Annotated in this window: 23 protein-coding genes and 3 pseudogenes; 4 read left to right on the forward strand and 22 right to left on the reverse strand. The window is 49.8% G+C overall.

Annotated features, from left to right (window positions below; genetic code table 11):
• The first annotated feature begins 26 nt into the window (after positions 1-26).
• Positions 27-1,811, forward strand: a complete 1,785-nt coding sequence (locus AC2CGP_RS04360; protein WP_046883173.1) for a diguanylate cyclase — start codon at positions 27-29, stop codon at positions 1,809-1,811.
• Positions 1,812-1,854: 43 nt separating this feature from the next.
• Here the strand turns inward: AC2CGP_RS04360 and AC2CGP_RS04365 are convergent, their stop codons facing one another.
• Both AC2CGP_RS04365 and AC2CGP_RS04370 read right to left on the reverse strand, forming a co-directional pair.
• Positions 1,855-2,283 (reverse strand): glycine zipper 2TM domain-containing protein, encoded by a 429-nt coding sequence (locus tag AC2CGP_RS04365; protein ID WP_015705797.1) that lies wholly within the window; start codon positions 2,281-2,283, stop codon positions 1,855-1,857.
• 75 nt (positions 2,284-2,358) lie between these two features.
• Positions 2,359-2,769: a Spy/CpxP family protein refolding chaperone gene (locus AC2CGP_RS04370; RefSeq protein ID WP_080957142.1), complete on the reverse strand. Its 411-nt coding sequence runs from the start codon at positions 2,767-2,769 to the stop codon at positions 2,359-2,361.
• Between the two features lie 215 nt (positions 2,770-2,984).
• On the opposite strand from AC2CGP_RS04370, the gene AC2CGP_RS04375 reads away from it, so the two are divergent.
• Positions 2,985-4,013 (forward strand): diguanylate cyclase domain-containing protein, encoded by a 1,029-nt coding sequence (locus AC2CGP_RS04375; protein WP_046883172.1) that lies wholly within the window; start codon positions 2,985-2,987, stop codon positions 4,011-4,013.
• Positions 4,014-4,030: 17 nt separating this feature from the next.
• Here AC2CGP_RS04375 and AC2CGP_RS04380 read toward each other — a convergent pair.
• From AC2CGP_RS04380 to AC2CGP_RS04475, 20 genes and pseudogenes are all read right to left on the reverse strand, one after another.
• Positions 4,031-4,159, reverse strand: a pseudogene (locus AC2CGP_RS04380) (sugar-binding protein); the annotation flags it as partial.
• A 197-nt stretch (positions 4,160-4,356) separates the two neighbouring features.
• A complete protein-coding gene (locus AC2CGP_RS04385; RefSeq protein ID WP_045413618.1) occupies positions 4,357-4,782 on the reverse strand; it encodes a tetratricopeptide repeat protein in 426 nt (141 codons plus the stop codon).
• Between the two features lie 92 nt (positions 4,783-4,874).
• Complete coding sequence (locus AC2CGP_RS04390) at positions 4,875-5,117, reverse strand: Imm43 family immunity protein (protein ID WP_484502316.1); 243 nt, start codon at positions 5,115-5,117, stop codon at positions 4,875-4,877.
• 20 nt (positions 5,118-5,137) lie between these two features.
• A complete protein-coding gene (locus tag AC2CGP_RS04395) occupies positions 5,138-5,536 on the reverse strand; it encodes an Imm43 family immunity protein (protein WP_228304279.1) in 399 nt (132 codons plus the stop codon).
• Positions 5,536-5,913, reverse strand: a complete 378-nt coding sequence (locus AC2CGP_RS04400; RefSeq protein WP_227542766.1) for an AHH domain-containing protein — start codon at positions 5,911-5,913, stop codon at positions 5,536-5,538. The genes AC2CGP_RS04395 and AC2CGP_RS04400 overlap by 1 nt, the downstream gene beginning before the upstream one ends.
• Before the next feature lie 241 nt (positions 5,914-6,154).
• The gene (locus AC2CGP_RS04405) at positions 6,155-6,622 is read right to left on the reverse strand and encodes a hypothetical protein (protein WP_126034106.1); all 468 of its coding nucleotides are present in this window, start codon (positions 6,620-6,622) and stop codon (positions 6,155-6,157) included.
• A gap of 1 nt (position 6,623) precedes the next feature.
• The gene (locus tag AC2CGP_RS04410) at positions 6,624-6,845 is read right to left on the reverse strand and encodes a hypothetical protein (RefSeq protein ID WP_227542765.1); all 222 of its coding nucleotides are present in this window, start codon (positions 6,843-6,845) and stop codon (positions 6,624-6,626) included.
• Positions 6,846-7,010: 165 nt separating this feature from the next.
• Positions 7,011-7,414, reverse strand: a pseudogene (locus tag AC2CGP_RS04415) (RHS repeat-associated core domain-containing protein); the annotation flags it as partial.
• 132 nt (positions 7,415-7,546) lie between these two features.
• Entirely contained in the window at positions 7,547-7,894 is a 348-nt protein-coding gene (locus tag AC2CGP_RS04420; RefSeq protein WP_213760244.1) for a DUF7716 domain-containing protein, read from the reverse strand.
• Between the two features lie 254 nt (positions 7,895-8,148).
• Positions 8,149-8,463, reverse strand: a complete 315-nt coding sequence (locus tag AC2CGP_RS04425) for a hypothetical protein (protein ID WP_032708366.1) — start codon at positions 8,461-8,463, stop codon at positions 8,149-8,151.
• A 385-nt stretch (positions 8,464-8,848) separates the two neighbouring features.
• Positions 8,849-9,745, reverse strand: a pseudogene (locus tag AC2CGP_RS04430) (RHS repeat domain-containing protein); the annotation flags it as partial.
• A 15-nt stretch (positions 9,746-9,760) separates the two neighbouring features.
• Positions 9,761-10,366: a hypothetical protein gene (locus AC2CGP_RS04435; protein ID WP_213760253.1), complete on the reverse strand. Its 606-nt coding sequence runs from the start codon at positions 10,364-10,366 to the stop codon at positions 9,761-9,763.
• 339 nt (positions 10,367-10,705) lie between these two features.
• Complete coding sequence (locus AC2CGP_RS04440) at positions 10,706-11,275, reverse strand: hypothetical protein (protein ID WP_213760252.1); 570 nt, start codon at positions 11,273-11,275, stop codon at positions 10,706-10,708.
• Between the two features lie 54 nt (positions 11,276-11,329).
• The gene (locus tag AC2CGP_RS04445; protein WP_213760251.1) at positions 11,330-11,659 is read right to left on the reverse strand and encodes a hypothetical protein; all 330 of its coding nucleotides are present in this window, start codon (positions 11,657-11,659) and stop codon (positions 11,330-11,332) included.
• A 35-nt stretch (positions 11,660-11,694) separates the two neighbouring features.
• Positions 11,695-11,949 (reverse strand): RHS repeat-associated core domain-containing protein, encoded by a 255-nt coding sequence (locus AC2CGP_RS04450; protein ID WP_410172149.1) that lies wholly within the window; start codon positions 11,947-11,949, stop codon positions 11,695-11,697.
• Between the two features lie 368 nt (positions 11,950-12,317).
• On the reverse strand, positions 12,318-12,674 hold the full coding sequence (locus tag AC2CGP_RS04455; protein ID WP_045389746.1) for a hypothetical protein: 357 nt from the start codon (positions 12,672-12,674) through the stop codon (positions 12,318-12,320).
• A gap of 28 nt (positions 12,675-12,702) precedes the next feature.
• Positions 12,703-16,854 (reverse strand): RHS repeat-associated core domain-containing protein, encoded by a 4,152-nt coding sequence (locus AC2CGP_RS04460; protein ID WP_475702517.1) that lies wholly within the window; start codon positions 16,852-16,854, stop codon positions 12,703-12,705.
• Positions 16,855-16,864: 10 nt separating this feature from the next.
• Positions 16,865-16,993, reverse strand: a complete 129-nt coding sequence (locus AC2CGP_RS04465; protein ID WP_015366119.1) for a hypothetical protein — start codon at positions 16,991-16,993, stop codon at positions 16,865-16,867.
• Positions 16,990-18,543 carry a hypothetical protein gene (locus AC2CGP_RS04470; protein WP_213760232.1) on the reverse strand — a complete coding sequence of 518 codons (1,554 nt, stop codon included), beginning with the start codon at positions 18,541-18,543 and terminating at the stop codon, positions 16,990-16,992. Before AC2CGP_RS04470 ends, AC2CGP_RS04465 begins: the two co-directional genes overlap by 4 nt.
• Positions 18,544-18,555: 12 nt before the next feature.
• Positions 18,556-20,772: a type VI secretion system Vgr family protein gene (locus tag AC2CGP_RS04475; RefSeq protein ID WP_045389741.1), complete on the reverse strand. Its 2,217-nt coding sequence runs from the start codon at positions 20,770-20,772 to the stop codon at positions 18,556-18,558.
• A 654-nt stretch (positions 20,773-21,426) separates the two neighbouring features.
• Here AC2CGP_RS04475 and AC2CGP_RS04480 point away from each other — a divergent pair.
• Together AC2CGP_RS04480 and AC2CGP_RS04485 are read left to right on the forward strand one after the other, a co-directional pair.
• A complete protein-coding gene (locus tag AC2CGP_RS04480) occupies positions 21,427-21,846 on the forward strand; it encodes a translesion error-prone DNA polymerase V autoproteolytic subunit (protein ID WP_015705808.1) in 420 nt (139 codons plus the stop codon).
• Between the two features lie 2 nt (positions 21,847-21,848).
• Positions 21,849-23,114 carry a Y-family DNA polymerase gene (locus AC2CGP_RS04485; protein ID WP_015366112.1) on the forward strand — a complete coding sequence of 422 codons (1,266 nt, stop codon included), beginning with the start codon at positions 21,849-21,851 and terminating at the stop codon, positions 23,112-23,114.
• Positions 23,115-23,198 lie beyond the last annotated feature (84 nt).

Raw genomic sequence — 23,198 nt, forward strand, 5'->3', positions numbered from 1 at the left:
TTCATCTGCCTGCAAGGAAATACCCGGTGAGAATCGCCACCATGACTAACTGGGCCTACGGGATCACCGTAGGGCTGACCATTGCATCCGGTATGGCGATGCTAATCGCTTCCGGCGCCGATCGCGCTGAACGCCAGGCTGTACAACAACGGGATACGTTCGTTCGTCTCGCCGATGAGGTAGAACGCGACGCGTGGGAGCTTTCGGATCTCGTGCGACTGTATGTCATCGAAAAACAACCGGAGACGCTGCAACAGTATCGTCAGCAGGTCCAAACGCTCGAATCAATTGAAAACCGATTGCTTAAACTAAAAGATGTTGGCGCCAGCCAGCAGGAGCTGGCGCTGTTGCACGATGGTCTGCGTATTGCCGATGAATTACAAGATGAACAGCAGACCGCCATCGATCGCGTCGCTCGTGGCGAAGAGAAAGAGGCGATTTTGCAGGTTTACGGTAAGCCTTATGAGCAGGAGCTGGAGCGGGTGCAAACGCAAATCGATCATTTCCGCCTGCTGCTGGAAGGGCGAACAAACAACGCCATGCAGCAAGCGACTGAAAAATCGCGCCTCTGGCGGACGCTTTCGGAAGCGATGGTTGGCCTGACCGCCTTGATGTTTTTATTTGTTCTCGGCTTTATTCTCAAACGCCGGGTGCTCACCCCTGTGGTACGACTCAGCGATGTGGTACAACGTCTGGCATCGCAGGATTATGCCGTCGAACCACCACACTTCAAACAGATCGATGAAATTGGCGATATGGCGCAGGCGATCCGCATCTTTCGCGAAAATGGCCTTGCCCGCCAGCGCCTTGAACAACAACGCGATGCCGACTGGGCCGTTCGTGACCTGCTGGCGCGCATGACTCAACGCTTGCAGGGATGTGAGTCATTTGAGGATGTGGTGAAGGTCGCTGAACTTTTCGCCCCCAATATCGCGCCGGGCGTTCCTGGCCGACTGTATATTCTTGATACCGATCCCTGGCAAATGCGCTGCGTCGCGCAGTGGCTTTCGCCGCCGGACGAGGCGGCCGTGTTTTATCCCGATAAGTGCTGGGCAGTACGTCGAGGCCTGAGCCATCCGCCGGTTAACGGCGAACCGGACATCGCCTGCTATCATCTGCCGCAAGAATGCAACGAGCAATCATTGTGCGTTCCACTTATCGCGCAGGGTGAAGCCATTGGCCTGCTCTCTTTTCGTAATGTCACTAGTGAGACAGCCCCCTCTCGCGCTTATCTTGAACTCATGGCGGAAGCGTTGGGCCTGGCGCTATCCAACCAGCGTCTGCGCAATGCTCTGCTGGAAAAAGCGTTGTTTGATTCTCTGACCGGGTTGCGAAACCGCCATCATCTTGAGGAAGCGCTGCATACGCAGATGAATCTGGCGGTGCGCAACAACAGCCCGCTGAGCTGCCTGATGATCGATATCGATCACTTTAAGGCGGTTAACGATAATTACGGCCATGAGGCGGGCGATCTGGTGATTAAAAACGTCGCGGCGATCATCCAGCGCGCGGTACGCGATCTTGGCATGGCATTCCGCTATGGCGGCGAAGAGTTTTTGGTGCTGCTTTCCGGCAGCGATGAGGCCAGCGCAGAAGCCTGCGCGACTGAAATTTACAATAATGTGAGAAGTATGACTTTACGCTGCGGGCTGACGGATATAGGCCAGGTGAATGTGTCTATCGGTATTGCCAGCTATCCGCAACACGCGCAAAGCGACAGCCTGCTACGTGCCGCAGATGCCGCGTTGTATCGAGCGAAAGAGCTGGGACGCTCGCGAATTATCCGCTTTGATATGCTGAAATCGGCATAACATGTCACCCCAAACGGGAGTGTATCGGCTCCCGTTTGGCACATTACACCGATTTGTCCACCCGGGTATCATTTCCCGACGTCAGGATGCGCACCTTATCTCCCTTGTTGAAGATAAGCCGACCGTCGTATCCCTGTAGCACCTGTATCACTTGACCGCTACTGGTTTTGATTAACAGTTCAACCTGCTGAGCGCCCTGCTGCCGATCCTGGTGATAGCGAGAGGCGCCAGCTCCGGCCAGAGCGCCTGCGGCGGTCATCGCCGTCTGGCCTTTTCCGTTGCCGAACTGATGGCCGACCACGCCGCCCAGCGTTCCTGCCGCGAGCGTACGAAGCGGCTGGCGCTGATGCGGAGTGCTAATAATATGGCTTTCCTGTACGACGCCATAATCAACCAACGTTTTAGTCCCGGCGACGCCGGCCTGGCTAAACAACGCGGCCATTCCCAGCGCAATAAAGAGAAACTTCTTCATGATGACACCCTTGTCTTTTCATTGAGGAAAGTCACTATCAATGCTCCGCCGGACAGCGGAGCATTAGGACATTGCTTAGTTGAGAGCCTGCTGCAGATCTTTTTTTACCTGCTCGCGCTGTTCAGCCGTCAGCACCTGATTAATGCCGAAGTAATATTTCACGCGGTAATAACGCGTCTGCTGATCCAATTGCGCAAAAGCGGCTAGCTGCTGTTTTACTTTCGCATCGTCCCATTTACCGGACTGAATCACACCAACCAGAGCACCATCCTGGTAACCACCAATTTTGATATTTTTGAGATTTGTTTCCAGCTCCTGACGCAGGGCCTGAATTTTGCTGACCTGATCGTTGCTCAGCTTGAGATGTTGTACCACCGGGTCCTGGGATAACGGCGGCACTTCGGCTGTCGTCGCGGCCTGAGCGGCAACGGAAAGACCCGCAGCCATCACTACGGCGGCCAGGGTGTTACGCAAGAAAGTATTCACAATAAATTGTCCTTAATACGCTTTATAAAGAGTGCGGATTATTACCGCCGGAATATGATCCATCTGTAACTAAGCGTTAAATTTAAATCTGGACAAATTTACAATAGATTTTATTTAATAGATAAAATAGCTGAGATGTCAGCAGCCAATCTTTTTTTAACTACACTTATTGCTAAATTTGATGCATATTCTCTTCGCTTCATCAGGAACCTCTTATGCCACCACGTAGCGCCAGCGATCTGTACGCCGAAATGAAAAATATGTCAGTAGAAGAGCGTATTCGCTTTTTCTCGCTTTCGCTTGCGGAAATGCATCGTGAGCTGCAAGAGAGCATCAGCGAGATTGAGTCGATGCAGCGAGCGCTGGCCGAAAGCGAGGAGAACCATCGACAGCTGGTTGAGACTGCACAGGATGCGGTGATTACCATCAATCATGCTGGGGTGGTGATTAACTGGAACCAGGCCGCGGAAAGAATGTTCGGCTGGTCCGCAGGGGAGGCTATCGGCAACAACCTGGGCGAGATGATCGTGCCGGAAGAGTTTCGCGAGCAGCATGCGCGTGGTTTAATGCGCTTTCAGGCGGCTCAGCCGTCGAATATCCTTAATCGCACCATCGAAATTACCGCCCTGCATCGAACTAAAGGCAAATTCCCTATCGAACTGTCGATCTGGCCGCATCAGCAATCAGGCAAGCAGATTTTCTCCGCGTTTATTAGAGATATCACCGACCGTAAACAGCGGGAGCAGGTGGTCTGGTTGCACGCCAACTTCGACGCGCTGACCGGATTACCAAACCGCAGGCTGTTGGTTAATCGCCTGGAGCTGGCGATTACTCAGGCCATCGCCAATGAGACAGAAGTGGCGCTGCTCTTTATCGATCTCGACCGCTTTAAGCCAGTGAATGACGTTTACGGCCACGCCGTGGGTGACGAACTGCTGCGGCTGGTGGCGTTTCGTCTACAAAGCGTTTTACGAGAAGGTGATACGGTGGCCCGCCTCGGTGGCGATGAGTTTATCGCCCTGCTCCCTGGTTTAAAAGCAAACGATCCGCTCCCCCGACAAACGGCGGAAAAAATCAGCAATGCGCTGACTCAGTCATTTTTGATCCACGAGCATGTTATTACGATTTCCGGCAGCATCGGCATTGCGCTTTTCCCTCACGATGCCGCGGATGCCGATACATTGCTGAACAGTGCGGATAAAGCGATGTACAGTAGTAAGAAGGCGACGCCGCGAGAGAGGTAAGTGAGATTAGACAGCCGTTCAACGGCAAAATACAGGACCTGGAAATGCAGCGGGTTGCTGATACGATCGGTGTAGATCTCCTCTTTTTCTCCCCACACGCCCGTCTTCTCTGACCACACTATCTCGCCCTGTAATGACGTCAGGCGGTGCTGCCGGCTGCCAGTGTCAAAAATACCCTGTGCCGCCGGCTGGAATCTTTTTTCCCGACATTATTCCATTTGCTAAAAGGGCTTTCGCATTGCAAAAACCAACAGTAGCGTGGATTTTTATCATTTAAAGAAATAGTTCTTACTCTCGCTAAAAAATAAACTCTCTCATTTTCGATTACTTTATAAAATTTCCACTATGCCCTTTTATTTAAAAAAAACTCAAGGTACTTCTTAGGTCTGCCTTTAAATGCTCTCTCTTTTCCATAGCTATAAGCATCGTTAAAATATTTGTAAGCTTCATCAAATTGTTCTAGCTCATAACAAACCATACCCAGATCGATCGATGGCGCTGTATCTATCTCCGACCCTCTCGTTTGCAACGTCATTTCGCCCCATTTTTTTGCCTCATTGTAATCACCAAGGTCAAAATAAGCACTGAATATATTTGCGGAAATCCAGTTAGCAACTTGCCATTCTGGTTTTGGTTCAGGCAAAATACTCCAGGCTTTTTCATATTGCTCTAACGCCTGTGCATATTTTTTGTCATCATGCAACTCATTTCCTTTTTCAACAAAGGAGTTAACTTTGGATTCAATTCTTGGATTTTCGAGTTCTTTCATAGTGCAATACTCCTTTACTGGAAATACTGATATTTTTCTTCTGGGCCAATAAAATTTTCAAAATGTTTATATCTATCAGGAAGCAAGACTCCCTAACCCCTATGATTTCTTATATTTTTTTTACGGTTAGATTCTACATCGTAAAAATAATCTTTACAAAATACATCTAACGCATTTTCGATTGCCACAAATTTCATTCCCTTGCCCCCCTTTTCCTGAATGGTTTCTTTAACTTTTCCATTTATAATTATATAACCACCCAATAATGTTTCTCTAAATGAAAAAATATCATATTGAGATGCTGAAGCATTAAATTTAATTTCAAATGGGATAATATCACCAAATTTATCTTCTTCTAGAAGAGATTTTTTTCATCTAAAATCCCATTACCAGGAAAATATACATATCTAAAATAATCTCGTAGTACATGACCATTACCAATTGAGACTGGAGTTATTTTTCGATTAAAGAAAGTACTACAAGTGAATTTAGAAAAAATATCAAACATCTCTTTACTTAAAAAATGGCCGTAATCTTTTTTATAATAATCAAATTTTAGTGCTCCAACATTCTTTTCACATAGTAAAAAAATGTTCTCAGGACAGGCATCATCCGTTATTCGATAAGGAAATGAATAAATAGAGCTTTCTATTTTCCAATTTTCATTAATTTTTAAATTTTCATCAACCACCCCTTGTAAATTTCTTGGGACGAGAGACGAGTCAAAATCATTCATGATGATATAATAAGACATTAATTCATTCTCCTGCACTTTGTTGTTGGAATATGCCCCATCCATATTTTATTCTTCATATCTATCTGTATACGTCTTACAGATAATCTTGCCCCTTTGGCATCTAATATTCCAGCATTGTAGCGATCTTGTACACGAGCGATGCGCTGACGAACTATATCACTATAATTATGATGATTACTGCTATGGAAAACATCCATTCCTTTCCCTGCTCCTTGCTTCATCGCTGATGCACTGCCTGGAATATGAATACCGTTAAATGCTGAGTTCATGTCTTTTCCTATACCAATATTATCAAAGAACGACTGATTCTCTTTCCAGATTTCAACAGGTATAACATGGTGGGCAGATAGTCTATCTCCTACTTTTCCTGCCATCGCTTTATCCAAGATACCACTGTCGGATAATCCTAGCGGATCCACCCATCCCAGCGGGTTCGGCGCATACTGATAAACATTCAGCCCGCCGGCTAATCCAATCGGATCAGACGAACAATCCTATCCCCTGGGCCAATCGTACCGTCAACCCGCACCAATCTAAGCTATAAGATAGAGTTCCCAAAGCGCAGCGTTGCTATAAAGGCCGGGAAGAGTTAATTTATTATCCGGCTTTGATTTATTATTTACATGGATTCCAAAACGAATAATCTCCTATATATATTTCATTCAATTTCAAGTTGGACGGAATGTTATCTATACTGTCAGCTATCTCATCAAATGGTGATGGTAATATAAATTGAAAGCCAAAATCCTCGTCTATAATAATGGAACCATTAAATATTCTTTGCCGATTAGTGATTTTTTTTACCTTACCAAATTCTTGACCGGCATATAATAAGTTTTTGTATAACCCTGTGTAATTTTGATTGCATCCAATAGAAAATATATTTCCATCAGGTTCGGTTGATATAGTTAAAGTATCATCCAATACATAGGCAAATCTCTTACTCGCATCAGGTAGAAGATATTCTTTGTACTCAACACAATGGTCAGCGTACATTTCAGCAAGATAGACAGATATATTTGTATTTAACAGCACATCGCCTAACGAATGAAATGATTTTATTTCTGCAGAAAAATCAAACATTTTACATCCCTCCATTTACTAATACACCGTCGACATAAACAGGAGAGTCCTTTATTATATCATAATTCTCAAAACCACCATGTCCTATACGTCCATATACGATATCCTCACCTTCACTATTAGTCCTATAAATCTTCCAGTAATCATTTCCATGAATATTATGTTGTTTTGCGTTACTACCAGGATGATAATCTAATTTATATGTTGTACCAGATTTTGTCATTTTCACATATTGTATATGTTGATTAGTCTCAGGCCTACCAGCCTATGGATAGATCTTCGTCCAACCTTTAGATGTTAAAAGGGAGTCTATTTCAGCCGGAGTTTTACCTGTTAATTGATTTACCCAGCTTTGGGTTATATTGTCCTTTACCGCGAAGCCACATTTTAGTCCCAGCGGATCGATCCAGCTTAATGGATTCGGCGCATACTGATAAACATTCAGCCCACCGGCTAATCCAATCGGATCCTGGCTAATAAATCCCGCAATTTCAGGATCATAGTAACGATGTCGATTATAGTGCAGCCCCGTTTCAGCGTCAAAATACTGGCCCTGAAAACGCAGCGGGTTGCTGATACGATCGGCGTAGACCTCCCCTTTTTCTCCCCATACGCCCGTCTTCTCTGACCACACTATCTCGCCCTGCGATGGCGTCAGGCGGACCGGCACGCCGTTCGGGTCACAATGATAGTGTCAGTTCTCCTTCTTCCCACTTCCTACGTCAGCAGCGCCAGCGGCTGAAAACTTCCCGGATAGTACACGTACTCGCGCATACTGCTGAACAGCGCTGCCTACACTTTGTATTGTTGTAACTGGCTGCTAGTGTAAAATGGAAAGCACCCTATGTGGAAAAATCCAACAGAGTGCTATAAGTTGATTTAGTATATGAATAAGCATTCTTTATTGAATTACACAACCCCTCATTATGATAAAGTAATAAACGCATCGTTTTCCAGATAATAATTTAATCCTGAAAAAAACTCATCCACCGTCGCATTTGATTTTTGATTCAGTGTATTTTTGAGAACATCCATAAACTGATCGCCGTAAAAAAACAACTCCAATTCATTTTGCTCAACGTATTCAGGATAAACGTCTTCATCATCACTAACTTCAGGATACCGATCCAGATAGCAAACAAGTTCGGGGGTAGCAACAGCTTCATATTCCTTTGTGTAAAGGCAAAAATTGTCTTTTGTGTATCCCTGATGAACAATTTTCGTAATTAATTCTTTTAAGCTATATGGCTTTATATACTCGAGTTCTTTCATTAGCATCTCCCTCCTGCTTTACGTACTCTGACTGGTTTTAGATTGTCCGTCAACCAACCATTCCGACAAACCGGGATATCTCCCTGTTGAACCAAATTGCATCTATGGCATGAATGTATTTAAAAAGAATACGATAAATAAACTTATCATGTTAAAAAGAAACCCAATGGAATAAAGGCATGCTGAAGTAGTAAATCAAGCATTAGTTAAACAACAAAACCGGGAAAGTCTAATCTTCTTCCCCGGTGTTTAATTTATCTATTTTTAATAATATCCAAACCATCGTCTAATATTTTAGTATTGTTAACATCACCCCCACGATCTATATACCTAGACCATTTCGGATAATATTCCTTAAACAAAAGGTTACCGTCCTCCGTTAAATCAGAACTATACAAAACAAGATCTTCTCTTAGGCTACCATCCTCTTCAAACGGTTCTATTATAACTAAATTGTTTTCCTTTAGAAAATTCATTAATACTATTGTTATAGTAGTTATTTGTTCGCGATAAGACAAAGATTTACTTCTTTTCAATAAAGTTGAGTAATTAAATCTTAATAAATCCATGTTGTCACCTCCATTAATCAAGACGTATTATTCTAGATATATCGTCAGAAAGTTCTATCAATTTTTTTGTAACTGGATGACGGACAAAACCACCTCCAGCACTCCGAATAATTTCCTCTTTTGAAGATTGGGCGATTTTAGAAGCTGTTTTGCTAGTTACCTCTATTCCTTTCCAGCCATCCTTAGTCTTAACGACAAAATCAAGGATGCGAGAACCTTTTGTTTTACCTAGTTTGATTTCATCATCAACAAGACCAACAATTTTTCCCTGAGCATTACGTAAATGCCGCTGACTAATAACATTTTCAACACCGAAGATATTTTGCAATCGTGTTAAGAGTTTTGCTTCTCGGGCATCTCCATTAACTTTATTTGGTATACACGTTAGCCCCCACGGATCCACCCATCCCAGCGGGTTCGGCGCATACTGATAAACATTCAGCCCGCCGGCTAATCCAATCGGATCCTGGCTAATAAATCCCGCAATTTCAGGATCATAGTAACGATGTCGATTATAGTGCAGCCCCGTTTCAGCGTCAAAATACTGGCCCTGAAAATGCAGCGGGTTGCTGATACGATCGGCGTAGACCTCCCCTTTTTCTCCCCATACGCCCGTCTTCTCTGACCACACTATCTCGCCCTGTAATGACGTCAGGCGGACCGGCGCGCCGTTCGGGTCACAATGATAGTGCCAGCTCTCCTTCCTGCCCGCTTCCTGCGTCAGCAGCGCCAGCGGCTGAAAACTTCCCGGATAGTACACGTACTCGCGCATACTGCCGAACAGCGCGGCCTGCGCTTTCTGCCGCTGCAGCCGGCTGCCGGTATCAAAAATGCTCTGTGCCGCCAGCGGTTCGCGGGTGATAGTGACCGTTTCCCCCGCCAGCGCATCGCCCTGCCAGTAGAACCAGCGCGTCTCTTCCGCCGTCTGCTTGAACACCCGGCGCCCCAGCCCGTCATAGCCGTAACGCACCAGCCGCTCGCCCTTGCGCACCGCCACCAGCTGGCGGTTATCGTCCCAGCTGAAATCCTCTTTCTCGCCGTTATGCCGGACATCGCGCCGCTGTCGCAGCTCGCCCGCGCGATCGAATACATAACGCACCCCGCGCTGCTACCCCTCGCGGAACCAGCCCCCGGCGCTCTCATTCACCGCCCGGGTCTGCGTCTGCAGGTGGCTGCCCGCCGCATCCTGCACAAACTGCCGCAGCGTACCGTCCGGCGCGGTATGGGCCGTCGAGCATCCCACCGGATCGTAAGCGTAACGATCGCTGCCCCACAGGCTGTTATTTAATTAGCTAATTCAGCGTGCAGGATAACGTTGTTCTTCATAACCATTAGGAAATACATTTTTAATGGTATCGATGATCGCGTTTTTATACGAAAATACAACTTCAAATTCTGTAAAAGATGATTCTGAATGTTCCTTTTGCTGAACATATATTTTCTTAAGAATAGAGTCTTCATAAACATAATCAGATACACTGCCCCCATACATCCCCCAATTGAAATCTTTTTCAATCAATCCATCATTGTATACTGACAAAGAGATGTTTCGCAGCATACCGCCACTGGTAAAACAAACCCTTTCTAAGTTATCACCTTCATAGATACAAAACTCTTTGTTAATTATATTTGCTGCCTGTCCAAACATTTCTATTAACGATATACGTTCCTGGCTATCAAAGTGATAGATATGTGTATTTTTTACATTTGCAGGTAATTTATTAAGTTTCTTACCTATCTTAAATCCAGCTCGTTCGATTTCATAGGGTCGAAGATTATATAATGCACCTTTACTAACTACTACTTTAGTTTCGTTGAGTCTAACACTATATGACATAATATAGTTTTCACTATCAGAAACAATCTTACTAAACTTATCTTCTAAATTTTTCAATATAATCATTTATCATCACGTGATTTTATTTTTTAATTTATAACTATAGCTAACCCCTTCAACTTTTCGGTTGAATCATTATTAGTTAATGAGTCAAAATCATTCATGACACTATCATAAAAATAATTAACCCTCTCGTAATTTGTTGTTAGGATATACACTACTTATATTTTATTCTTCATATTCATCTGTATCTCGACATCTTTAAAATACATTAACAATGATGAGCGATACAACATTTTTCTTCAGGCCAGTTGCTCCTATCATACAGCGACATTAACCTAAGATTAAAATAAAGCCGGAGAATTTAGATTACCGGCTGATATAAAGTATGGCAAAAAAACGCACCTAGCCAAAGAAAAAATACATATAATTATCTACCAATTCAGTTGGAAGATTATTACTTAGAACTTCCTTCACCCTAAGCAAATATTCATTTTTATAATTAAAATCATCATCCGTGGTATCACATTCAAATTCGCTCTCTTCTAATTCAATCAGAGCGGAATATGTATCCAAAAAATTCCCTAGTGTGTTAGTTAATTTATATATATTTTTTTGCACACTTCCATATACAGCTGAATTATCGTCTAATACATCACAAAACAGAACGTCGCCATTACGTTCTGCAAAGATTACATAGTTCTTATCCCAATCATTTGTTCCATTTGGTATAAGCCAGCCTGACTGTATATTACCTAAGTCATACATTTCAATTATCTGAATGAAAAAATCGCCACCAAAGGTGGGTTTATCTTCAAGGATAATATGTTCATAAAAATACAACATATCCCCATGTAAAGGAATATCATGGTTCGAGTAGCCTAAATTTTCTTCAGTGTAGGACATTATACCCATACTTCTTTTGCTCTTCTGAAATGTCTCAATGAAATTTTGTAATGAGCTATCAATAGTCATATTTTCTCTACCCCTCACATTTACTTCGCAGTCTTGATGTGGATTCTCTATCTATCAAACGTCCATTTGTAACGTTTTGAGTATTACTCTATGCCCCCTCAGTCCATGAACATGTTCATTAAATCCACTGGGATGGTTATGATTTTGTAAGAATACAATATTTCTTGGATCTCCTTGCCATTTTGTACCTAATGAACCGTTTCCTTCAACTAAATTTATATGATGCCCTGTATAGCCAGCCCTTGACATTACTGAAGTAAGATCTTTATTGGATGTTTTCAAAATTAAATCTCTTTCTTCACTACTCCAATTGCGTGTTCCAATCCCACCGTTTTGTAATAACGCTTTCTCATGGACCCATGCTCTAGATATTGCAGTACTCATTTAAAGAATCATATGGCTTGTATCTGATTAAATCATCAGCGCTCAGCCCCCACGGATCCCCCCCATCCCAGCGGGTTCGGCGCATACTGGTAAACATTCAGCCCGCCGGCTAATCCAATCGGATCCTGGCTAATAAATCCCGCAATTTCAGGATCATAGTAACGATGTCGATTATAGTGTAGCCCCGTTTCAGCGTCAAAATACTGGCCCTGAAAACGCAGCGGGTTGCTGATACGATCGGCGTAGACCTCCCCTTTCTCTCCCCATACGCCCGTCTTCTCTGACCACACTATCTCGCCCTGCAATGACGTCAGGCGAACCGGTGCGCCGTTCGGGTCACAATGAGACGGGAATTAATACCGGAACCGGCGTCACCGTAAAAATATCGGGCGACTGTCTGGTACTGATGGCTGACAGCAACAAGATGCAGGTGTTTCGAGAGGAACTTTATCAAATTAAACAGGCGGTTAAGGGAATGAGGGATATACTTATTTAGAGGATTAAACATTGGTTAAAAAATAAAATCCGGGATGATTTTATGATTATCCCGGCTTCTTATTTTAAATACTTTCGAATATCTACTAGAAAAAATAACCACCTCCCCAAGAGGTGGTTTATATACAACAATAACAAATAAAGACACATAAGATGATAAATTTCATAGCATCAATATACTGTCGCCTTCTTTATCCATGGCAAAACTACCTAGCGCACCAAGGTCCAAAGAGTAGATCTCATCTGTTCCTTTTCGCAAGTTTATAAAGTACCCTAAATCACCATCTTGGCCAATCAACAAATAATCAGGTTCAACATCCTGGATAGTATAAGTCAAATTTCGCTCAAGTAAATCAATACAATTGAAAACATAGAAATGTTCTCCATTTGCTCTCTGAAATTCATAAGCATCAGTATCTTTTACGTTCTCTATTATAAACTTTTTATATTCATGAGGTAGTAACATACCAACATGTTTTTCAACCTTATGTAATTCATCAATTATATCTTTTTTTTCCATCTTGGTTTACCTTTAAAGGAATATTAATTTAAATATCAAAGTAAATGTTGTCGCAGTTAGACTCTCTCAGTTGTTCAAAATACTTATATGAATCACTAATCGATTTTCTGGCCTGCTGTTTAGGGACGCCTGCATCAATCATTTCTTTATAACTTATATGGAACTCTTGCTTCAATGTTGTATCCCATCCTCCTGGTAAGGCTCTTCGTGTACGTTGAGCTGAGCTAATATTTGCATGAGGACTGCCGGAAGCAGATCTAAGCAAAGTTGCAGGAGCTGTATTCCTCTGGTAACTATTTATTCTTCTCTTAGCCCAAGCATCCTGAATTGGGTGATGACTTTGTACAAACCCATCACTTTTGCTATTTGTATGTCCAGGAGCTCTGTTTACACCAGGAGAAAGATTACCATGCGGATCAACATCACCTTCTTTATAACCATCCGGAGCTTTGCATTTAGCTAACCCCCACGGATCCACCCATCCCAACGGGTTCGGCGCATACTGATAAACATTCAGCCCGCCGGCTAATCCAATCGGATCCTGGCTAATAAATCCCGCAATTTCAGGATCATAGTAACGATGTCGATTATAGTGCAGCCCCGTTTCAGCGTCAAAATACTGGCCCTGAAAACGCAGCGGGTTGCTGATACGATCGGCGTAGACCTCCCCCTTTTCTCCCCATACGCCCGTCTTCTCTGACCACACTATCTCGCCCTGTAATGACGTCATGCGGACCGGCGCGCCGTTCGGATCACAATGATAGTGCCAGCTCTCCTTCCTGCCCGCTTCCTGCGTCAGCAGCGCCAGCGGCTGAAAACTTCCCGGATAGTACACGTACTCGCGCATACTGCCGAACAGCGCGGCCTGCGCTTTCTGCCGCTGCAGCCGGCTGCCGGTATCAAAAATGCTCTGTGCCACCAGCGGTTCGCGGGTGATAGTGACCGTTTCCCCCGCCAGCGCGTCGCCCTGCCAGTAGAACCAGCGCGTCTCTTCCGCCGTCTGCTTGAACACCCGGCGCCCCAGCCCGTCATAGCCGTAACGCACCAGCCGCTCGCCCTTGCGCACCGCCACCAGTTGGCGGTTATCGTCCCAGCTGAAATCCTCTTTCTCGCCGTTATGCCGGACATCGCGCCGCTGTCGCAGCTCGCCCGCGCGATCGAATACATAACGCACCCCGCGCTGCTGCCCCTCGCGGAACCAGCCCCCGGCGCTCTCATTCACCGCCCGGGTCTGCGTCTGCAGGTGGCTGCCCGCCGCATCCTGCACAAACTGCCGCAGCGTACCGTCCGGCGCGGTATGGGCCGTCAAGCGCCCCACCGGATCGTAAGCGTAACGATCGCTGCCCCACAGGCTGTCATCGCGCCGGGTCAGGTTACCCAGCCTATCCCAGCTGAAGCCGCTGGCGAACAGCGGTAAATCATTCTGCAACACCTGCTGCGACGTCAGTTGGCCGAGCCGGTCGTAGGTGAAATGACGCGTCACCTCCGCCGACAGCTGCTCGCTGACCCGCCGCCCGGCCTCATCGTAACCCAGCACGATTGGCGCATCGTCATTCAGCTGGATCTGGCTCAGCCGGTCATACTCATCCATGGCGTAACGCACCTGATGACCGCTGTCGCTGCGCCGGGAGACCAGCAGGCCGCGCTCGTTATAGCCATAATGCAGCTGAAAACCGTCCTGCTCCTCCAGCAGCACCCGCCCGGCGTCATCATAGCGCCACGCCAGCCGCCGCCACGGATTCTCACACAGCACCATCCGTCCGCAGGGATCGTAATGATACTTCGCCTGCAGGGTATCGCCGCTGCGCCGCTCGCTTAGCCGCCCGCCGTGGTCGTAACCGTAGCGCACCAGCCGCCCCAGCGGATCCTCGCGGCTGATCAGCCGGTTGCCTTTATCCCAGCCATAACGGGTTATCTGTCCCCAGTAATCGGTCTCCGCGGCGATGCGCCCCAGCGCGTCGCGGTCCAGTTGCCAGCGCTGACCGTTCTGGTTGATCACCGCCAGCAGGCGATCTTCCAGGTCGTACTGATAGCTAAGCGTCGCGCCATCCGGCGTCTCGCAGGCGGCCAGCATTCCGGTGCGGTTATAACGAAAACGGGTTATCTGGCCGGCTTCATCGGTGAAGTGAAGTGGTGAATCTTCCCGGTCGTAAGCGACGCGAATTTCGCCGCCCTGCGGATTGACCATCGCCACCAGCCGATCCTTGCTGTCCCAGTGGAAACGGCTGCTGCCGCCGCCGGCGTCAATACGCTCCAGCAGGGTGCCGCGCGCGGAATGCCGCAGTTGAGTGGTTCCCGCGCCGGCCTGGCTCAGCGCCTGCAAAAAACCAAAACGATCATAGCGATAGCGACTCTGCCCGGAACCCGGCACGTCCGCCGCGCTCAGCTGCCCGTACTCATCATACTGATAGCGCGAGGTGACGCCGGTAGGGTCCGTTCCCGCCAGCAGGTTGCCGCGTTCGTCATAGTCCGAACGCCAGCAGGCGCCTTTCTCATCAATCAGCGTCAGCAGATCGCCGTCTTCATTGTAGGCCGCCTGAATCTGGCTACCGTCCGGCAGATGTTCGGCGATCATTCGCCCCTGTTCATCATACTCCCAACGACGCGTGCTGCCGTCCGGCTCAATGAGTTCGACGGTGCGGCCAAAATCATCGTAGTGGAAGACGGTATTGCCGCCGGTCGGATCGATCTCCGAAACCGGCAGGCCGTTATCATCAAAGCTGACAGACGTTACATGGCCGTTGGAATCGGTGATTTCCACTTCGTTGAGCAAGTCGTGCCAGGCGAAATGGTAATCCCATACGCCGCCGTCACCCCAGGCGTGAACCACCCGCCACTCGTCATTGAACTGGTAGTGGAAGCCCTGGCCGTTACGGTCGACATGGCTGGTCATATGGCGCTGTTGATAGTAGAAGCGCCGCGGATGCGAAAGCGCATCGATCTCCGCGCTCAATTGATTATCGCTATCGTATTCATAGCGGGTCAGCGGCGTGATTTCGTCATCCAGCGCGTTGCGCAGGCGTAGCCCCCGCAGGCGGCCATCCTGCCAGGTGACGAGGATCTCCCTGCCGCTCATGCCGCGCGTGCTGAACTCGCGAATACGCTCAAGCTCGCGCCCCTGCCAGTCGAACTGCCAGCCGTTACCGTTACGGTCCGCCAGCCGGTAAATCGCCAGCCGCCCGCGCTTACCGCGAAACTGCAGCCGCGCGCTCCCTTCCTGCTCAACATGCCAGAAGCATTCGCCATTGCGGGTTTCCCGCCACAGGCGGCTGCCGTCCGGCAGGCCGACAATACCCTGCTCGCGGCCGTCGGACTGCGGCAGTGCCGCAAACAGCGTCATCCCTTCCGGCTGAGTCAGCACCGCGACGCCTTCATCGGCCAGTATTTCAAGGCGGGTGTCCGCCGGGGTTGACCAGCCGTAACCGCACAGCCCTTCTTCATCGAGATCCGCCGACGAGTAGCTTCGCGTCCACGCCAGCGGCAGGCGGCCGGGTAACAGAAAATCCTCATGTTCCAGGCTCACGCTACCGTCGCGGATATCAACCGGTTCGGCGCGTAGCACCCGGCATTTCAGGACGCCGGGATCCATGTTGCGAAACAGCTTCTGGCGCAGCTTTTTAAACCGCCGCATAAACAGCCGCCACTGCGGCGTTTTTTTAACTTTCTTCAACCCCTTGCCCAACCCGCTTAACCCGGCGCGCATCAGCAGCGCCATCAGGTTGATGGTTGGCGGCCCGCCGACAATCACGTTGTTGGGAATGGCGAGATTAAACGTCAGCGGCAGCGTCAGCGAGAGCGGCTTTGGCTTGCTCAGCCGCTTCAGGCGGAACGGCGGCACCATTCCGAGGATGTTACAGCTCAGTACCGGCATGCCGATGCGGGAAAACGGTTCACCATCGACGGCGACGGTTTTGCTGCCCATAAACAGCTCGTCTTCCATCTGCGGGCCGCCGGGCGCGCGCAGCGGCGGCACCCACACGCCGCCGACCGGAATATGTACCGCAATACCGCCGGTCCCCGCGCTGGCGCGTTTGATGCTGTTGACGTGTACGGTAGTGCCCAGCAGCGGCAGATAATCAAACACGTCGAAAACGATGCCGATATGCGGCGTCGGCAGCGGCCAGGGATAAGTATGGATATCCAGGCCAAGCTGCGGGTCGAAGTGAGCGCCGGAGTGCATCAGACGCGCCTCAGAACATGGCGCGCAGCAGCGCGCGCAGGAAGGTGCGCACTTCGGTGGCGAAACCGCCGTCCGAAAGGCTTAAAAACAGGATTGCCAGCAGCGTCACGGCAACAATAATAATAATCCGGGTCTTCATAGCGGGTTGCTCCCTGCATTTTCAGTGGATGATGCATCGGTATTTCCCCAGGCAGGCAGGCTTTGCCATTCACCCGGCGGGGCATCAAAGGGGTGGGCGATCTCCGGCAGGCCGTTCCAGTGCGGATGCAGCTTCTCCCGCGCCAGGCGGATCACGCGGCGAAAGCTGTCATCGCCGCCGCGGATCAGTTTTTCCCGCGCTTCGCGGATCAGCGCGAACGCGGCTTCCAGCTGTAGCTGTAACTGCCGGTCCACGCGTTTTACCTGTTCGACGGCGGGTTCCCGCGGCAAGCGGTCTTCCGCCTGTTGGATTAAGCGCTGTTTTTCGCTTTGCCAGCGTGTCGCGCAGGCCTCAAGCGCCTCGGTCCGTCGTTTATCATGGATGCGCAGCAGATCCTGGAATGCCAGCGGCAGCGTGGTCTGGGCGCGCTCTTGCCGTGGGATCGGCTCCGCCGCCTGGATGGCGTGGGCATACTCCTCCATCGCTTTTGCCCGGTGCCCGGCGAGGTTGAGACAAAAACCGGACATCCGCCAGCCTTCTACGGCAAATACCGGGTGTGGAATGGTTTGCGCTTCGCCCGCCGCCCGGCGATAGCCTTTCGCCGCCTGGAGATACTCTTTACGCGCGAACCAGGCGCCGGCCTCGCCAAAAGTGCTTTGGGTACGCAGTTGTCCTTTAAGCGCCGGGTCGGCAATTTCGCCGCTGATGGTTTGCGCCTGGCGGTAGTGATCGACGGCCCGTTGATGATCGTTACCTTTCAACCAACCGCCGGCGATCAGGTTATGCATCATCGCCTGCTGGTCGGCCCAACCGCAGCGCTGGGCGACGCCGAGCGCCATACCGCCGCGCGCGGCCACCTGCGCGGCGCTGCCTTTTTCCAGCAGCAGCATGGCGTCAGCCAGATAGCGGCGAAACAACAGGCGATCGGGATTCGGATCGCTCTGCCCGCGCGCGGTTTGATGCATCACTTTCATACTGTCGACGTCATCGGTCAGCAGCCGTACCCTGCGTGGATGCGCCTCATGCAGCGGCTGCCAAATCGGTTGCTCAAGCGTGTCGATAAGTAACAGTCTGGCGTTGCACGCCTCCTGCGCCAGCCAGCCGTTCAACCAGCGGTTCAACGCCTTTTCATCGCTGACGGCGGAGGGTTTCAGCACCAACACCAGATATCGTAAATCGTCATGAAATGTCGTCGCAAAATCCTGCAGCATCTGCCGCAACTGCGCCGGGCTATAGGTTGGGAGAAAGCGTTCGGCATCCCATATGGCGGCATCCGGCGTCGCTTCGTAGTGTTCCACAAACTCGCGCCCGAGCGCCTCGCTGTAGCCATAGCCGGTATCAAACGGCGTGGTTAGCCCCAGCAGCAGATCCGGCAGCGAGCGGCCTTCAGGATGCTGCTGCAGCGCGATAAAACCATCAAGCAGCGACTCGCCGCCGGCAGGCGTCCGCCAGATAAATAAGCGGATCTGCTCCGCCTGCTCGCTGGCGTCCAGCCAGCTAAGCTCAAGCTCGCTCATTACTTTTTCGGTCGGATTCTTCGCCGCGTTCATTCCCTTTCCCTGTCAGGCATTGAGCTCAATCTTCTTACCATTCACCATCACGCCGGCGGCGTTAATGGTGATCGTCGACCCGCCAGCGGTAATCTCCACGCTGCCGTTGCTTATCAGAATGCCGCTTTCGCCCACGTTGATATGTACGGTATCGGTAGCGCTGTCGGTTACGCTCCCTTGCGTAAAGCGGGTATCACCGCCGGTGATGCTCAGGGTACGCCCGGCGCCGATCGTCACCTCTTGCTTACTGGTGATGGTCTGCGTTTGCTTACCGGTCACGGAAATATCGTGATTGCCGGTCACTCCCAGCGTCTGGTTGCCGGTGACCTGCACGTTACGGTTCTGCTGGACGCTGACGCTTTCGTTACCCTGCACCTGACGGGTGCGATCCTGTACGACCGTCAGTGACTGCTTGCCTTCGACGGTCGCGGTATGGTCGCTTTTCACCGTGGTGGTATGGTTGCCGCTGATGGTTTCATCGCGGTTCTGCTCAACGCTTAGGGTCTCATTCCCCTTCACGCTTTCGGTACGGTTCTGCTCAACGGTGGTGGTTTCATTACCATTGATGGTTTTGCTGCGATCTTTGCCGACGGTAACGCTTTCATTGCCATCCACCGTGCGGGTGCGGTTCTGTTTGATATGGCTGGTTTCGTCTTTGCCGACGGTTTTGGTGCGGTTATTGCCGACATCATGGGTCTCGTCGTTTTCGACTTCAGTATCCATGTTGCGCTCAGCGTGCAGCCAGAGCTGCTCTTCGCCGGGTTTATCTTCAAAACGCAGGGCGTTGGCGTTGTCCGGCGAACCATCCTTTGAGCGGCTCATAAAGCCCATTTGCGTGGCTGCCGCCGGTAGCGCCCACGGCGGCATACTGGCTTCGTTATAGACGCGGCCAATGACAATCGGCCGGTCCGGCTCGCCGTTAATAAAGTCCACCACCACTTCATCACCGACGCGTGGGATCTGCACCCCGCCGTAACCTTGCCCGGCCCAGGCGCTGGAAACGCGCACCCAACAGGAGCTATTTTCATCGCCCTGGCTTTCGCGGTCCCAGTGGAATTTCACCTTAATCCGGCCATATTTATCGGTCCAGATCGATTCTCCTTTCGGCCCTACCACGCGGGCGGTTTGCGGCCCGTAGGTGCGCGGCCAGTCGGTCCTTGACGCGGGGACAAATGGCGTCGCGGCGGGAATAACGGTGAATGCGATGCGGTGCTGCGCGGTATTTCCGCCGCCGGAGGCATACTGATTCTCTTCAAAATCATAGCGGGCGCCCACCACCAGCCATTTAGCGTTATCAGCCATGTTAGGCGCATGCGTCAGGGTAAACGTGTGTCCCGGGACGATACCGGTCGCGGTGGCGATACCCTGCGTTTGCTGCTGTTCGGCCTGCCAGGACTGCTGACGAATACGGGCGTAGGCTTCGCCGTCGCCGTGCTCCATAAAGCGCCCCGGCCAGTCGTAAACGTCGATTTTGCCCGGCGTCGGCGAGACCGGATTCTGCAGCGTTTGCAGCATCCAGGCGTGGGGCTTGCGAAAATCATAGTCATCGGTGCTGTAAAGCCCCGGCGTGACGACGTGGCTCGCCATCAGCTGGCTAATGCCCTCTTCGCCGACCGCGCCGCCGCCCGGTTGTGCATGCCAGGGAATAGTTTCATAACCGGGGAAGGATTCAGCCTGCTGATAGTCATCCATCAGCACCAGGGTATGGCCGTCTTTATCGTGGCGGAACAGATAGCTAATACCTTCCAGCTCCAGCAAACGGCTGATGAAATGGAAGCTGCTTTCCGCGTACTGTACACAATAATCCCACTGCCGGTAGCTACGCGTAAGTTTGTCCTCAAACTTAACGTTATGCTCGCTAAACAGTTTGGCCACGATATCCGGCACCCGCTGCTGCTGGAAAATACGGAAGTTGCGGTCGCGCATCATCGGCCAGAAATCGGGTTCCAGCGTGGTCTGATAGACGGCGTAGCGCGTCTCGCCAAGATCTTCGGCGCGTACGGTAACGGCGGTGATTTTGCCGGAAAGATAACGCTCCTGTCCCCATTGGCCGGGAACCGCCACCGTCATGTTTTTGCCGAGCATGGCCTGACGGTCGATAGCAAAATCCTGGCTGAGTAAATCGACCTGAAAGTGGAAAGGTTCGGACAGTTTCTCCTGCCCGCTGAATTTCCAGAATAATAACGAGGAGCTGTCGACAGATGACAGGATCGATATCCGATTAACCATATGGATTCCTTTATGGTGCAGGCAGCCGCGGGGCTAATTCCTTAAGATTAATAAATTATCCTGAATATTTATCAGAAGTCATCTCTCTGCCCGAGATTTCACCCAGGAATACTCTTAATTATTCAACTCTGTGCTTTTGTTCATCTTTATACCGTCATTATTAGTAGTGGAGCTTTCTTAACAGGCGTTAATTACTGGTTTGACTTATTAGAAACGGTAATGAGGTAAGTCTGAAAATAGTCTCCTGGCGCGAAGAAATATGTTTAAACCGGCCCGGACGCTTTAAAATAACCGCGGCTGCGAACTGCCATCACAGCCATTTGCTCACCGGCCTGCTCTTGCATACGGTCGGCCGGTGAGCAATCCCTGGTCGTTAATCGCTCAGACATCCCCTGTCTCGTTAATATCAGATCCTTTACCTCAGTCATATTCAGATTGTTTTTACATAAAATCGTCGCGCTATTTTCGCCAGCTAAACGGCGCAGTCGCTAATATTAGCGATGAGGTAATCTATTGTTTATCAATCGGCTTCAGACATAAAACCCCCCGCCTGCCGGGCGCTGGCGCAGGTTTTGATAAGGTACGACCCTCTTGATCTCTGCCATCGATCTACAATACTGTATATACATACAGTAAAGATAATCGGTGATCATCATGCAGTTTTTCACACTAACCGAACTACGCCAGATCGTGGCACTCCCCCTGTTCAGCGATCTTGTTCCCTGCGGTTTTCCTAGCCCCGCGCAGGATTATGTTGAACGGCGTATCGACCTGAATGAACTGCTGATTCAGCATCCTGGCGCCACCTACTTTGTGAAATCAAGCGGTGACTCAATGATTGGCGCTGGCATTGGTGATGGTGATTTACTGGTGGTGGATAGCTCCCGCAAGGCCGTCCATGGCAGCATCGTTATTGCCGCAGTGGATGGGGAATTCACGGTTAAGCGCCTCCAGTTACATCCTGTTGTCATGCTAAAACCTGATAATCCCGCCTACCAGCCGATTATGCCAGGCAGTGAAGAGTGTCTGGAAATCTTTGGCGTGGTGACCTACATCGTGAAATCGGCGGGCTGATCGTGTTTGCCCTGTGTGATGTGAACTCATTCTATGCTTCCTGTGAAACCGTCTTTCGCCCGGACTTACGCGGCCGCCCGGTGGTTGTTTTGTCCAATAATGACGGGTGTGTGATTTCACGTTCTGCGGAAGCCAAACCGTTTGTGAAAATGGGTGAACCGTACTTTAAACAAAAAGATATCTTCAGACATCATGGCGTGGTTTGCTTCAGTAGCAACTATGAACTCTACGCCGATATGTCCAACCGGGTAATGACGACGCTTGAAGAGATGTCGCCTCGCTGTGAAAAATACTCCATTGATGAAGTTTTTTGCGATCTTACCGGCGTGCGTAACTGCCGCGTTCTTACCGAATTTGGACATGAGCTCAGAGCCACGGTGCGGCAACGCACACACCTGACGGTGGGCGTCGGAATAGCCCAGACAAAAACGCTGGCTAAACTGGCGAATCATGCGGCAAAACGCTGGCAACAGCAGACAGGAGGCGTGGTTGACCTGTCGAATGCGGAGCGGCAAAGAAAATTGATGGCGGCGCTACCGGTGGAAGAGGTTTGGGGAGTGGGTCGACGCATAGCGAAGAGGCTTGAAACGATGGGGATCCGGACGGTATTGCAGCTGGCTGACACGGATATCCGCTTCATCAGGAAACACTTTAATGTCGTACTGGAAAGAACCGTCCGTGAATTACGCGGCGAGCCCTGTCTCGAGCTGGAAGAGTTTGCCCCGGTAAAGCAAGAGATTATCTGTTCCCGTTCGTTCGGCCATCGCATCACCGAGTACGAAGAAATGCGCCAGGCCATCTGTAGTTACGCTTCCCGGGCTGCAGAGAAACTTCGTCAGGAACATCAATACTGCCGGTTTATCTCTGTCTTTGTAAAAACGTCGCCCTTCGCGCCTGATGAACGGTATTACGCCAATAATGCCTCGGTCACCCTGCTTACCCCAACGCAGGACAGCAGAGATATTATCGCCGCCGCGACGCGTTGTCTGGATGCCATCTGGCAAAGTGGCTGTCGGTACCAGAAAGCCGGGGTGATGCTGGGCGATTTTTATAGCCAGGGCGTCGCGCAACTTAATCTGTTTGACGAAAATGCGCCACGAAAAAATAGCCAAAAACTGATGGAGGTGCTGGACCGCCTGAATGCTGAGGACGGACGTGGGACGCTTTACTTCGCCGGCCAGGGTATCCAGCAACCGTGGCAGATGAAGCGGGAAATGCTCTCCCCGCGATACACCACCCGATATAGCGATCTGCCCACGGTTAAATGATTCCCCGACAGGCCAAACCTTAAATAAAATCAGGTTTGGCCATCATGGCGTCCGTGAGGTTATTTATGGAATATAAAATTACGC

Source organism: Klebsiella sp. SYXHC3 (assembly GCF_057196925.1).